This window comes from Longimicrobiaceae bacterium (assembly GCA_035696245.1).
Lineage (GTDB): Bacteria > Gemmatimonadota > Gemmatimonadetes > Longimicrobiales > Longimicrobiaceae > DASRQW01.
Genome location: DASRQW010000406.1, coordinates 1 through 12,774 on the forward strand (window position 1 = coordinate 1; position 12,774 = coordinate 12,774).

The 12,774-nt window shown below is 72.0% G+C and carries 14 protein-coding genes; all 14 read left to right on the top strand.

Features of this window, described 5'->3' with window-relative positions:
- On the top strand, positions 1-1,623 hold a 1,623-nt coding region (locus VFE05_18175; protein HET6232006.1), incomplete at its 5' end, for an AAA family ATPase.
- A gap of 243 nt (positions 1,624-1,866) precedes the next feature.
- Positions 1,867-2,385 carry a hypothetical protein gene (locus VFE05_18180; GenBank protein ID HET6232007.1) on the top strand — a complete coding sequence of 173 codons (519 nt, stop codon included), beginning with the start codon at positions 1,867-1,869 and terminating at the stop codon, positions 2,383-2,385.
- The gene (locus VFE05_18185) at positions 2,382-2,981 is read left to right on the top strand and encodes a DUF4255 domain-containing protein (protein HET6232008.1); all 600 of its coding nucleotides are present in this window, start codon (positions 2,382-2,384) and stop codon (positions 2,979-2,981) included. Before VFE05_18180 ends, VFE05_18185 begins: the two co-directional genes overlap by 4 nt.
- Positions 2,982-2,985: 4 nt before the next feature.
- The gene (locus VFE05_18190; GenBank protein ID HET6232009.1) at positions 2,986-3,603 is read left to right on the top strand and encodes a carboxypeptidase regulatory-like domain-containing protein; all 618 of its coding nucleotides are present in this window, start codon (positions 2,986-2,988) and stop codon (positions 3,601-3,603) included.
- Between the two features lie 517 nt (positions 3,604-4,120).
- Positions 4,121-5,464, top strand: a complete 1,344-nt coding sequence (locus VFE05_18195) for a phage tail sheath subtilisin-like domain-containing protein (GenBank protein HET6232010.1) — start codon at positions 4,121-4,123, stop codon at positions 5,462-5,464.
- A gap of 23 nt (positions 5,465-5,487) precedes the next feature.
- Positions 5,488-6,732: a phage tail sheath subtilisin-like domain-containing protein gene (locus VFE05_18200; protein HET6232011.1), complete on the top strand. Its 1,245-nt coding sequence runs from the start codon at positions 5,488-5,490 to the stop codon at positions 6,730-6,732.
- Between the two features lie 19 nt (positions 6,733-6,751).
- Positions 6,752-7,186 carry a phage tail protein gene (locus tag VFE05_18205; GenBank protein HET6232012.1) on the top strand — a complete coding sequence of 145 codons (435 nt, stop codon included), beginning with the start codon at positions 6,752-6,754 and terminating at the stop codon, positions 7,184-7,186.
- Positions 7,183-7,548 carry a hypothetical protein gene (locus tag VFE05_18210; protein ID HET6232013.1) on the top strand — a complete coding sequence of 122 codons (366 nt, stop codon included), beginning with the start codon at positions 7,183-7,185 and terminating at the stop codon, positions 7,546-7,548. Before VFE05_18205 ends, VFE05_18210 begins: the two co-directional genes overlap by 4 nt.
- Complete coding sequence (locus VFE05_18215) at positions 7,545-7,718, top strand: DUF6760 family protein (GenBank protein HET6232014.1); 174 nt, start codon at positions 7,545-7,547, stop codon at positions 7,716-7,718. The genes VFE05_18210 and VFE05_18215 overlap by 4 nt, the downstream gene beginning before the upstream one ends.
- Positions 7,719-7,787: 69 nt before the next feature.
- Complete coding sequence (locus VFE05_18220) at positions 7,788-8,318, top strand: phage tail protein (protein ID HET6232015.1); 531 nt, start codon at positions 7,788-7,790, stop codon at positions 8,316-8,318.
- A complete protein-coding gene (locus tag VFE05_18225; protein ID HET6232016.1) occupies positions 8,315-10,117 on the top strand; it encodes a hypothetical protein in 1,803 nt (600 codons plus the stop codon). Before VFE05_18220 ends, VFE05_18225 begins: the two co-directional genes overlap by 4 nt.
- A gap of 3 nt (positions 10,118-10,120) precedes the next feature.
- Positions 10,121-10,738, top strand: a complete 618-nt coding sequence (locus tag VFE05_18230; protein ID HET6232017.1) for a LysM peptidoglycan-binding domain-containing protein — start codon at positions 10,121-10,123, stop codon at positions 10,736-10,738.
- Positions 10,739-10,748: 10 nt separating this feature from the next.
- Positions 10,749-11,840, top strand: coding sequence for a contractile injection system protein, VgrG/Pvc8 family (locus tag VFE05_18235; GenBank protein ID HET6232018.1), 1,092 nt, complete (start codon positions 10,749-10,751; stop codon positions 11,838-11,840).
- Positions 11,837-12,499 (top strand): phage baseplate assembly protein V, encoded by a 663-nt coding sequence (locus VFE05_18240; protein ID HET6232019.1) that lies wholly within the window; start codon positions 11,837-11,839, stop codon positions 12,497-12,499. The genes VFE05_18235 and VFE05_18240 overlap by 4 nt, the downstream gene beginning before the upstream one ends.
- Positions 12,500-12,774: the final 275 nt, after the last annotated feature.

A 12,774-nucleotide genomic window follows, 5' to 3' on the forward strand; every position in this document is an offset into this window, starting at 1 on the left:
CAACGCGAGCCGCCGCTGCTCAGCCGCTACCTGAAGGTGGACGAGCGCGTGGTCGACTTCCTCGTGGGCGTCGAGGCGATGGACGGGGCGCTGCTGCACGTGGTCCGCCCCGTCGCATCGGCGCCACGGCTTGCGGACCTGCTGCTGCCGGACGAGCTGGCGCGGCGGCTTCCGCTGCTGGCGGCGGAGCGCGGGCCCGGCGGGGAGCCGCCCGTCTTCCATCTCCAGGGCCCGTACGGCGTGGGCAAGGAGAGCACGGCCGCCGCGCTCTGCCGCGAGATGGGCCTGGGCCTGCTGGCGGTCGATGTAGCCCGTCTCGCGGCGGACGAGCCGCGTGCGGTGGCGGACGCGCTTCGCCTCGCCGGGCGCGAGGCGCTGCTCCGGGGCGCGGCGCTGCTGCTGGAAGGCTGGGACGCGCTGCTGGGAGACGAGCGGCGCGCGGCGCGAACGGCCGCGGTGGGCGAGATGGAGGAGTGGCGCGCGCCGACCTTTGTGGCGGGAGAGGCGGCGTGGGACCCGGCGGACTCGCTGCACGGCCGGCCGTTCTTCCGCGTGACCATCCCCGCGCCGGAGTACGGCGACCGCGTGCGGCTGTGGCGCGCGTCGCTGAACGGCGACGCATCGAAGGGCGGCGGGGTGGACGTGGAGGCGCTTGCGAACGCGTTCCGCTTCACCGGCGGGCAGATCCGCGACGCGGCGGCGACCGCGCGCAACCTGGCCCTGGCACGCGACCCCGGCGCGGCGCGCGTGGGCATGGACGACCTCTACGCCGCCAGCCGCATGCACTCCAACCCGCGGCTGGGCACGCTGGCCCGCAAGATCGAGCCGCGGCACCGCTGGGACGACATCGTGCTGCCGGCGGAGCGGGTGCAGCAGCTTCGCGAGGTCATCCACCACGTGCGCTACCGGTCGCTCGTCTTCCAGGAGTGGGGGTTCGACGGCAAGCTGGCGATGGGCAAGGGCCTGAACGCGCTCTTCGCCGGGCCGTCGGGCACGGGGAAGACGATGGCGGCCGGGATCGTGGCGGGCGAGCTGGGGCTGGAGCTTTACAAGGTCGACCTGTCCACGGTGGTCAGCAAGTACATCGGCGAGACGGAGAAGAACCTGGGCCGCATCTTCGCCGAGGCCGAGACGAGCAACGCGGTCCTCTTCTTCGACGAGGCGGACGCGCTGTTCGGGCGCCGCAGCGAGGTGCGCGACTCGCACGACCGCTACGCGAACCTGGAGACGGCGTACCTGCTCCAGCGAATGGAGGAGTTCGAAGGCATCGTCATCCTCGCCACCAACTTCCGCAAGAACATGGACGACGCCTTCGTGCGCCGCATCCAGTTCACGGTGGACTTTCCCTTCCCCGGCGAGCGCGAGCGGCTCCGCATCTGGCAGGCGATCTGGCCGGAGAAGGCGCCGCGGTCGGCCGATCTCGATCTCGAGGTCGTCGCGCGCCGCGTGGAGGTCGCGGGCGGCAGCATCCGCAACATCGCGCTCGCCGCCGCCTTCCTCGCCGCAGACGACGGCGGGGTGGTCACCATGGCGCACGTGGTCCGCGCCACCCGCCGCGAGTACCAGAAGATGGGCAAGGTCCTCTCCGAAGCCGACCTGGGCCACTTCGCGCAGCACGGCTGAGGCACGTCGGAAGAGATCGGGCGGGCGTCACGCCTGGCGGCTGAAGCCGCGGCTACAAAGGCACGAAGCCCCGCCTTCGCGGGCTGCTGCCCCACCGGCTTCGCGAAACGAGCCCCGGTCGCGGCCGGGGTGGGAAGGGTTCGGCGGCCGAGAGTACGGTACTCGGCGGGTTCTCCGCAGCGGGGACGGGGATCGACCGAAGCCGAATCATCCGCCAACCGATTTGCGAACGAGCGCGGGATATTGAAACCATCAGCTCGCCGCGTAACGCTTTCGGTCGCGCTCGTCGTCCTGGGGTGGCTCGGGACCGAGGCAGTATACGACCTGCTCCTCGTCCCGCGGCTGGGGCGTTGGATGCACGTGCCGGTGGAGTGGTGGCTTCTCGTCGTGCTGCCGTACGCGATCTGCATCCCTCTCGCCGGGCGGGTGCTGCGGTCGCACGTGGAGACGCTTTGGGCGGCCGGCGCACTGGCGCTGCTGTCGACCGCAGGCGGAGCAGCCGTCGCGCTGCTGCACCTTCCTGGTACGGCGAAGAGCTCTTTCTTCGAGTGGCCGGTGGTGTACTGGACGACCACTCCGCCGGTCTACTTCATCCTCTCGGGCGCGCTCCTGTCCCTCGCGCGCCTGATCGTCCGGCCCGGGCCGCCGACCTGCGCGCGGGCAACGACGGTTGGTGCGGCAGATCGGCCGACGCCAATCATCTCCCGTGAACGCGGTCCCGCCTTCCGCCACGCATCTCCCGACACGAGCGAGCGCGCATGATCGACGATCTGGACCGGAGCCTGGAGGAGCTGCTGCGGCGCGAGCTGCCGCCGGGGCTGGTGGAGCAGGTGACCATCAGCTTCGCCACGCCCAACGACCAGTTCCCCCCCACGTCGGTGTCGCTGCCCGCGGTGGACCTCTTCCTGTACGACGTGCGCGAGAACCGCGAGCTGCGCAGCGCGGAGTGGCGCATCGAGCGGAAGGGCGACGGGACGGCGACGCAGACGCGGCCGCCGGTGCGCATCGACTGCTCGTACCTGATCACGGCCTGGCCCAGCGAGGGATCGCCCACGGCGTCGCTCGACGAGCACCGGCTGCTGGGCGAGGTGATGAAGGTGCTCCTGCGCCACCGAACCCTGCCCGAGGCGTCGCTGCAGGGCGCGCTCGGAGCGCAGGAGATCAGCCCGCCGGCCTTCTCACTCCAGCCGGGGCACCTCCAGAACCTGGGCGAGTTCTGGCAGGCGCTGGGCGGACGGCCGCGGGCGGCGCTGAACCTCACCGTCACGCTGGGCGTGCAGGTGCAGGACCCGATGGACATGGGCAAGGTGGCGACCGACCGCGTGATCCGCATGCGCGTCGGCGTGGGCGAGGAGTAGCGCGATGCCGACCACCTGGGACACGACGCGGCGGCAGGTCGCCCTCGCGGGCATGGTCACCGACGCGGAGACGGGCCGCCCGCTCGGCGGGGCGCGCGTGGAGATCACCGCCGGGCCCGCCGCCTTCCGCCGCTGGGCAGACGTGCGGGCGCGGGAGCACGCGGGCGGCTCGGCGACCGTGCAGGCGCCGCACCTCGCCACGACCTCGGCAGACGGGCACTTCCGGTTCGCGGACCTGCCGGACGGCGCGTACACGCTGGCCGTCTCGCTCCCACCTGCCGGGAGCCGCTACGGCGCGGTGAAGGTGAAGGCGGCCGTGGCGCGCGAGGGCGAGCGCGTGGTCCATGCCGACGCGGGCGCGGCGCTCCCGCCCACGCGCATCCGCGGGAAGGTGACGGGGGCGGACGGCGAGGCGGTGGCGATGGCGCAGGTGGCGCTCAAGGGCGGCGGCGAGCAGGCGCTGACCGGTGCGGACGGGCGCTACGTGCTGAACGCGATCGAGGCCGGCACGCGCACCGTGGTCGTCTCCGCGCGCGGCCACGCTCCGGCGGCGCAGGAGGTGAAGGCCGCCGCGGGCAAGTCGAAAACCGCGGATTTCTCCCTCGTCCGCGCGGGGAGCTGAGGCGGAATCCTGGTTCCCCGAACGCTCCGCGGGCTCGCCGGAGCGGCAGTGCGGACACGGCGGGTCTCAGGCCCGCGGGAGCGTTCCCAACCGGCCCCTTTTCGGACTTGTTTGACGTGGAGCGATTCGCGCTTTATGATGCCGTTGCGGGAAATTCGCCGACCGGCGGCAAGACGATTGCGCCACCGGCTGATAGGATGAGAGCGAGATAGGACGCGCGGCTTCTCCGCATCTCCGGATGCCCTTCAGCCGCATCGCCTTGGGCCGATTACGGCCCATTTCGAAGCCGCCCTGCATCTCCCGAAATTCCGAATTCTTCCGCCCGGCAGCCGCAGCACCGCAGTCGCCTCACCGCAGCGCCGCTCCACCCGATGCACCGTAGTCCGCGGCACCGGCGCGCCAGCTTCCCCGCGCGCCCGCAGCTCCTAGAGCAGCCCGAACCCAACGCCGTCACGCGCGCCAGCGGGCGCCCGCCCGGCCCGTGGTGCCGTCTCCCCTCAACGGAGGTACGCAGACCATGCCCCAGTATCTGTCCCCGGGAGTGTACGTCGAGGAGGTCGCGTCTGCGGTGCAGCCCATCGCGGGGGTCGGGACCAGCACGGCGGGCTTCGTAGGCCGCGTCGCCGACGACGTGGTGATGCCGGCGCAGCCGGGAAGGTTCGTGACCGACGCCGCCGGGCGCGTCACGCTGGACCAGAACGGCAAGCCCACGCCGGTGCCGTTCGTGGTGGCCCCCGCGGGCGAGCCGCAGCTCATCACGAGCTGGGAGCAGTTCAAGAACGCGTTCGGCGACTTCCAGATCGCCCCGCCCGCCCCCGTCCCCGCAACCCCCGCGGCCGTGACCACGCCCGCCGCGGCCGATGCCGGGACGACGCCCGCGGCCACCGGGACGACCACCAAGCCCAAGGCGGCGACGCCTGCCACGGTGGCGGACGTGTCGCTGCGCAACCGCACGCTGGCGCACGCGGTGTACGGCTTCTTCAACAACGGCGGCACGCGCTGCTGGGTGACCCGCGTGCTCGGCGCCGGCTCGCCCACGGACGTGCAGGCGGCGCTGGACGGCTTCAAGGCCATCGACGAGATCGCGCTGGTGATCGTGCCCGGCGCGACGGACGACGTGACGCAGAAGATGGTGGTGGAGCACTGCAAGGGGATGGGCGACCGCTTCGCCATTCTGGACGGCAGCCAGACCGACACGCTCACCGTGGCCGGCATCGCGGGCGGGACGGGCACGAGCGATTACGCGGCGATGTACTTCCCGTGGATCTCGGTGTGGGACCCGTCGCGCAACAAGGTCGACTTCGTCCCGCCCAGCGGCCACATCGCCGGCATCTTCGCGCGGGTGGACGGCAGCCGCGGGGTGCACAAGGCGCCGGCGAACGAGGTGGTGCGGGGCGCGGTGGGCCTGCAGAAGCGCCTGAGCATCGCCGACCAGAACGGGCTGAACCCCGACGGCATCAACCTGATCCGCGACTTCGGGGGCGACATCAAGGTGTGGGGCGCGCGCACGCTGGGCGGCGACGCCAATGGCGAGTGGAAGTACGTGAACGTGCGCCGGCTCTTCCTCTTCCTGCGCAAGTCGATCGACCACGGCACGCACTGGGTGGTGTTCGAGCCCAACACGCCCGCGCTGTGGGCCAAGATCACCCGCAACATCGTGGCGTTCCTCACCAACGTGTGGCGCGACGGCGCGCTCTTCGGGGCCACGCCGCAGGAGGCGTTCTACGTGAAGTGCGACGCCAGCACCAACCCGCCGGAGCTGCGCGACCTGGGGCAGGTGGTCACCGAGATCGGCGTGGCGGTGGTGCGCCCGGCCGAGTTCGTGATCTTCCGCATCAGCCAGTGGCAGCCGGGCGCGTGAGCGCGTAGCCCGGAGGCGGCCCCGTGCCCACGTACTCCACGCCCGGCGTCTACCTCGAGGAGGTGGTCGCCGCCCGGCCGCCGGCCCTGCGCACCGGCGTGCCGGCGTTCGTGGGGATGGCGGCCGCGGGGCCGGTGCTGGAGCCGGTGGAGCTGTCGCGGTGGAGCGGGTTCGAGGCGGCGTTCGGGCCGGCGGCGGGGCAGCCGGAGGGCGGCTTCCTGGCCCACGCCGTCCGCGGCTTCTTCCAGAACGGCGGCGAGCTGTGCCACGTGGTGCGGCTGGAGGACCCCGACGACCCGGAGATGCGCGCCGTGCTGCGCGACGCGTCTGCCGCGGGGGCGGACCTGGCGCTGGCGGCGCTGACCCGGGCGCTGGCCACGCTGGAGCCGCTGGACGAGGTGGACCTGGTGTGCGCGCCCGACGTGATGCGCGCCGTGGCCCGCCTCTCCCCCCCCGGCCGCGCCGCCACCGGCAGCGACGAGGCGAGCGCGGCGGCCGACGCGGCGGTGCGCATGCAGGGCGAGGTGCTGGCCCACTGCCGCCGCACCGGCGACCGCTTCGCGATCCTGGACGCGCTGCCCGGCTCGCGTGCCCCGCAGGCCGCGGCACAGGCGGCGGCGCTGGAGTCGGCCGACGGGGCGCTCTACCTCCCGTGGCTGCGGACGGCGGGCGACGCCGCGCTGCCGGGGGCCGTGGTGCCGCCGTGCGGGCACGTGGCGGGGATCTTCGCCCGTACCGACGCGGCGGCGGGTGTGCACAAGTCGCCCGCCAACGAGGCGCTGGAGGGCGTGCTGGACGTGGAGACGGTGGTGGGCGAGGCCGGCCACGCCGCCTTCCCGGCCACGGTGAACGTGATCCGCCCCTTCCCGCGCCGCGGCATCCGCGTGTGGGGGGCGCGCACGCTGGGCGGGGGCGAGTGGACGTACGTGGGCGTGCGCCGGCTCTTCCTGACCCTGCGGCGCTGGGTGGCGCGCGCGCTGGCGAACGTGACGTTCGAGCCGGTGGGCCTGGCCACCTGGGCCCACGTGGAGCGCGAGCTCACGCGCTACATGACGGGGCTGTACGAGAGCGGCGCCCTGGCCGGCGCCACGCCGGCCGAGGCCTTCTACGTCCGCTGCGACGCCGCCACCAACCCGCCCGAGGTGCAGGCGCTGGGGCACGTGGTGGCCGAGGTGGGGATGGCCGCCGCTGCACCCAACGAGTTCGTCGTCGTCCGCGTCACGCACGGCGCTGGCGGCACCACCACCCGCGGGCCCGGTCCCGCCTAGCGCCCAAGGAGGCAGCCCCATGGCAGTGGGAGACCGCAAGGACCCGTACCGCGCATACAACTTCCTGGTGGAGATCGACGGCATCGTGCGCGCCGGCTTCCGCGAGGCGGGCGGGCTGGACACCACGCAGGACCCCATCCAGTACCGCGAGGGGACCGACACGCTCACGCAGCGCAAGCTGCCGGGGCTGGTCACCTACTCCAACATCTCCCTGAAGTGGGGGATGACCGACGACATGGAGTTCTGGGACTGGCGCGCCAAGGCGGCCGCCGGCAAGGCCGAGCGCAAGAACGGCTCGATCGTGCTGATGAACGACGCGGGCGAGGAGAAGCTGCGCTGGAACTTCATCAACGGGTGGCCCACCAAGTGGAGCGGCCCCGCGCTGAACGCCACCGGCAACGACGTGGCGCTGGAGAGCGTGGAGATCGCGCACGAGGGCCTGAGCAAGGCATGACGCTCCAGACCGAGCTGCCCTTCACCCTCCCCCGCGGCTACGTGGACCCGGAGGGCACCGTGCACCGCGACGGGGTGATGCGCCTGGCCACGGCGTACGACGAGATCGCCCCGCTGCGGGACCCGCGGGTGCAGTCCAACCCCGGCTACCTCGTCATCATCCTCCTCTCGCGGGTCGTCGTGCGGCTGGGCTCGCTCAAGCAGGTGAACCCCGCCGTGGTGGAAGGGCTGTTCGCGGCGGACCTGGCCTTCCTGCAGGACCTGTACGCGCGGGCCAACGAGGCCGGCCACGCGCGGCTGGCGGTGACCTGCCCCCACTGCCAGGGCGCCTTCGAGGTGGAGACGGCCGCAGCGGGGGGGTGACGGGCTACCCCTCGGAGCGCCTGTACGAGGAGGTAGCCTACCTGTCGTATTACTTCCACTGGCCCCACGCGCAGGTCATGGCGATGGAGCACCGCGACCGGCAGCGCTGGGTGGCCGAGATCGCACGCATCAACGAGCGGCTGAACGCGCAGGCTGCCCGCAGCGGCTGACGGAGAGCGAGGGGCGCCGACCTCTCCCGCCGGCCGGCAATCACCGAGGTCCCCACCGGAAGGAGCACCATGCTGAACGCGGCGTTCACCGCGGCCACGGGCCTGCTGGGCATTCGCAACGACCCGTACATGGGCTTCAACTTCCTGGTGGAGATCGACGGGTTGATCGTGGGCGGGTTCAGCGAGGTGACGGGCCTGGCGGTGGAGACCGAGGTCGAGGAGTACCGCGAGGGCGGGCTGAACGCGTACGTGCACAAGCTGGCCGGCCCCACCCGCTACAGTGCCAACCTAGTCCTCAAGCGCGGGCTGACCGACATCGAGACGCTGTGGAGCTGGCACCAGGACGTGGTGAAGGGCAAGGTGAAGCGGAAGAACGGCTCCATCTACCTCCTGGACGCGCGGCGGCTCCCCGCGATGTGGTGGAACTTCGCGGATGCGTACCCGGTGAAGTGGAGCGGCCCGGACTTCCGCGCCGAGCAGGGCGCCGTCGCCACCGAGACGGTGGAGCTGGTGCACCGCGGCATCGAGAAGCCGTTCGCCAGCAGCGCGCTCTCGGCGGCGCGGATGCTGGGCGGGGCCATCTCGGACGTGGCCGGATGAGCGAGGAACGCGCCGCCGAACGGCCCGCCGCGGGCGAGTGGGCGGGCGCCGTGGACGCGCGGCTGACCGCGCGCCTGCTGCGCCGCGCCACGCACCCGGGCGTGATCTCGCGCGCGCCCGCGGCCGTCACGTACGCGCGCACGCAGCGCATGGCGAGCCGCCTTCCGCTGCTGGAAACCCTCGCCGCCCGCAGCGCCGTCGCGTCCGGCACGGCCTCCGGGGTCCCCGTCGTCTCCGCGCTCCCGCTCGCTCTCCCCGCCGCGTCCGCCGTTTCGGAAGATGCGCGGCCGTCTGCCTTATCTGCGGATGCGCCGCCGTCCGCCGCTGCGTCGGTCGTCTCGCGAGATGCGCCGTCCGCCGCCTCCCCGTCGCCGCTCGTGCAGCGGAGTGCCGCGCCGACCGCTCCAAAGCCGGGGGATCGGACGAGCACTCCGCCGATGCGCGGCGGTGCGTCGCCATCCACGGATGCCGCTTCTCCCACGAGCCACGCCGCCCACGCGGTTTCGGAAGATGCGGGGCCGGTCGCGCCAGCCGCATCTGCCGAGCTGCCGGTGGTGATGCCGACGGTGCGAGGCGTTCAAGCGGCGTCCCCGTCTGCTGGGATGATCCACCGCTCCCCCGCCCCCTCGGCCGACGCGCCTTCCGCATCCGCATTGCCCGTGACGCCGAGCAGCGTAAAGCCGACGGTGTCGGGAGATGCACCTCTGCCGATCGTCGTCCGTGCGGATGCGAGCGCTGGGGACGTGCAGCGGATTCCAGCGACGTTGGCTCAGCCAACGACTGCGGCGAATGCCGCTCCGACAGCCGCCACGGACGTGCAGACGGGCGATCAGGTGCGGACGAGCGATGTGGCGCACACGAGAGATGCCGCGCGGACGGGCGATGTGGCGCGGACAGGCGGTGTGGCGGCGACGACGAGGTCTGCGGACGGCCCGCAGATGCCGCTCATGCGCCAGCGCCGCCGCAACGTCGTAGAGGATTCCGCATCCGCGCCGATGATCCATCGCGCGCTGGCCGCCGCTTCCGATGCAAGGCCAGCAGCCGTTTCCGGAGCAGACGGCGCAGCCGGGACCCACCTCGCCTCCGCATTCGCATCTCCCGGCACGACGCCATCCATTCAGCGCGCGACCGTGGAGCCGGGGCGCGACGCCGCTGAGTCCGCATCTACCGATTCACCATTGCCGGTGGTGACGGCCGTGGCGTCGTCATCCGCGCGCGACGGAGGGTTCGGCAGCGCAGGATCGGGCGGGGAGATGATCCATCGCGCGCCGGTGGTTGCGGTCGCGAGAGCGGCGGCGGATCGGCCGAGATCCGCGGCGCGGGAGAGCGCGGCAGGCGCTGCATCTCCCGTCGTGAGCGCGGTTCCGACGGTCCAGCGGCGCGCGGACGGCTCGAGCGGCGGTGCGTTCGGCGGCCCGCGCTTGGTCGTGGCGGAGGCACGGCGGGCGGCGGCTTCCGGCGGACCGGCAGCGCCGATGGTGCAGAGGATGCCAGCGGTGCGGGCGGAAGCTCCCGCTGGCGGACGCGCGGCGGCCACGCTGGTGCACGCACCGCCGCGGGCGTGGGCGGGCGAGAGCGGCGCGGGCGGCTTCCCATCTCCCGTGCAGCGCATGTCCGGCGGCGCTGCGTTGGCCGTGCAGCGCCAGGCGAGCCCCGAGCCCGCACCCGCACCCGCGGCCGAGATGCCGACGCGCACGGCGGAGGCCGCATCGGCGCCGGACGTGAGCCGGATCGCGGATCAGGTCTACGACATCCTGGCGGCCCGGCTCGCGAGCGAGCGCCGCCAGCGGGGGCTGTGACGCATGGCGCTCGCGAAAGCCACCATCACGCCCGAGGACGAGTCGCCGATCACCGTCCTCTTCAACCCCACGCAGTACTCGCTGGACAAGGCGGTCACGCTCAGCGAGGTCGCCATCCCCGGCCTGGGCGCGCCCATCCTCCAGTACGTGCGCGGCAACGGGCGCACGCTGTCGATGGACCTGTTCTTCGACACGTACGAGAAGGGCACCGACGTCCGGAAGCACACGGGCAAGGTCTACGGGCTGCTGGACATACGCGGCCCGCTGCACCGCCCGCCCATCTGCACCTTCGCGTGGGGCAGCTTCAGCCTGCGGTGCGTGCTGGAGCGCGTGGGCGGGCGGTTCACGCTCTTCCTGCCGGACGGAACGCCGGTGCGCGCCACGCTGAGCGTGAGCTTCAAGGAGTTCGTGGACGTGGAGGTGCTGGTTCGCGAGACGCCTACCGAGAGCGCCGACCACGTGAAGACGTACACGGTGAAGCGCGGCGACACGCTGAGCAGCATCGCGGCGGCGGAGTACGGCGACCCGGCGCGCTGGCGGCCCATCGCCACCGCCAACGGCATCACCGACCCGCTGTCGCTGCGGCCCGGGCTGGTGCTGGCGCTGCCGGCGCTGGCGTGAGGCGCGGAGGGTGAGCGCGGAGTTCTTCGCCCCGGAGCTGAAGGTGGAGGTCAACGGCACCCGCCTGGCCGCCGACGTCTCCAAGAACATCACCGACGTGTCGGTGACGCTGGCGGCCGGGGCGATCGACGAGCTGACGCTCACGGTGGCGAACCCGTACCCGCTGATGCCGTGGACGCACGGCGACAAGGCCGACCTGTTCCAGGAAGGCGTGGGGGTGAAGATCAGCATGGGCTACGTGGACGCGCTGCAGCTGCTCTTCGACGGCGAGATCACGGGCCTGGCACCCAGCTTTCCCGAAGGCGGCACGCCCACGCTCCAGGTCACCGGCCAGTCGCGGCTGCACCGGCTGCTGCCGGGCACCAAGCGCCGCACCTTCGCCAAGATGACCGACCAGCAGATCGTGCAGAAGATCGCGGGCGAGGCGGGGCTCACCGCCAGCGCCGACGCCACCGACGTGACCTTCGAGCACGTGGAGCAGAACGGCACCGACTTCGATTTCCTGCAGGAGCGCGCACGCCGCATCCGGTACGAGCTGTGGATGGAGGGCACCGTGCTGCACTTCGGCAAGCCGCGCGACATGGGCGGCAAGGCGTACACGCTGGTGTGGGGCCGAACGGCCAAGGCGTTCGACCCCGAGATGAAGACCATGCCGCTGCGCAGCTTCACGCCCACCATGGAGACGCGCGAGCAGGTGGGCGAGGTGATCGTGCGCGGCACCAACCCCGCCACGGGCGAGAAGATCGAGGGCAAGGCCGCGGCCGGCGACGAGGAGGGGAAGATGGGCGGCACCTCCACCGGCCCCGCGGTGGCGGAGAAGGCGTTCGGCAAGAAGACCACGCTCTTCGTGAACGAGCCCGTGACCTCGCAGGCCGAGGCCGACGAGCGGGCCAAGGCCATCTTCAACGACCGCGCGCTGCGCTTCGTCACCGGGCGCGGCGCCACCATCGGCCTGCCGGACCTGAAGCCGGGGATGGTGGTGGAGATCGACGGCGTGGGGCCGCGGTTCAGCGGCGACTACTACGTGACGCGCACCACGCACTCGCTGGGCGGCGGCGGCTACCGCACCGACTTCTCCGCGCGCCGCAACTCGGTGGGATGATGAGCCTGATCGACCTGCTCCAGGGGCCGGACCCGCACGCGGATCGGGTGTACGGCGTGGTGACCGGCGTGGTCACCAACAACGAGGACCCCGACGGGCTGGGCCGCGTGAAGCTGCGCTTCCCCTGGTTCAGCGACGAGGACGAGAGCGGCTGGGCTCGGTGCGCCACCCCCATGGCGGGCAAGGAGATGGGCTTCTACTTCCTGCCTTCGGTAGACGACGAGGTGCTCGTGGCCTTCCAGCACGGCGACGTGAACAGCCCGTACGTGATCGGGTCGCTGTGGAACATGGAGGCGAAGCCGCCGGAGAAGAACGACGACGGCAAGAACGGCTTCCGCACCATCAAGTCGCTGAGCGGACACGTGATCCGCCTCACCGACACCGAGGGGTCGGGGCGCATCGAGATCATCGACAGCACCGCGAAGAACAGCATCGTCATCGACACCAAAGAGAACACCGTCACCATCACCGCCGACGCCGACGTGACGATCAAGTCGGCCAACGGCAAGCTGGTGCTGTCGGGCGCGGGCGTGGAGATCAGCAGCACGGCGGACTTCAAGGTGGACGCGAAGGGCAACGCCGAGGTGAAGTGCGTCAACCTGACGCTGGAGGGCTCCGGCCCCGCCGTGCTAAAGGGCGCCACCGTCGCCATCAACTGAGCCCGTGCGGGCGGCGTCCGCATCGCCCCACGCACCATCTACCGAATCGGCATCTACCGAATCGGCATCTTCCGAATCGGCATCTTCCGAATCGGCATGGACGGACGGTGGAGATCGAGCGGAAGCAGGCTTCGACCGGAAACTTGAGCGATCCGTTGCCTGATCCAACGAAGTCTTACCAGCGCCGGAACATCGACGCTCGATGGACGAGACCGTTCACATCGACGTCGACCGACCGAGATAGAAACGACGCGCGGGAGGGGAGATGGGAGCAC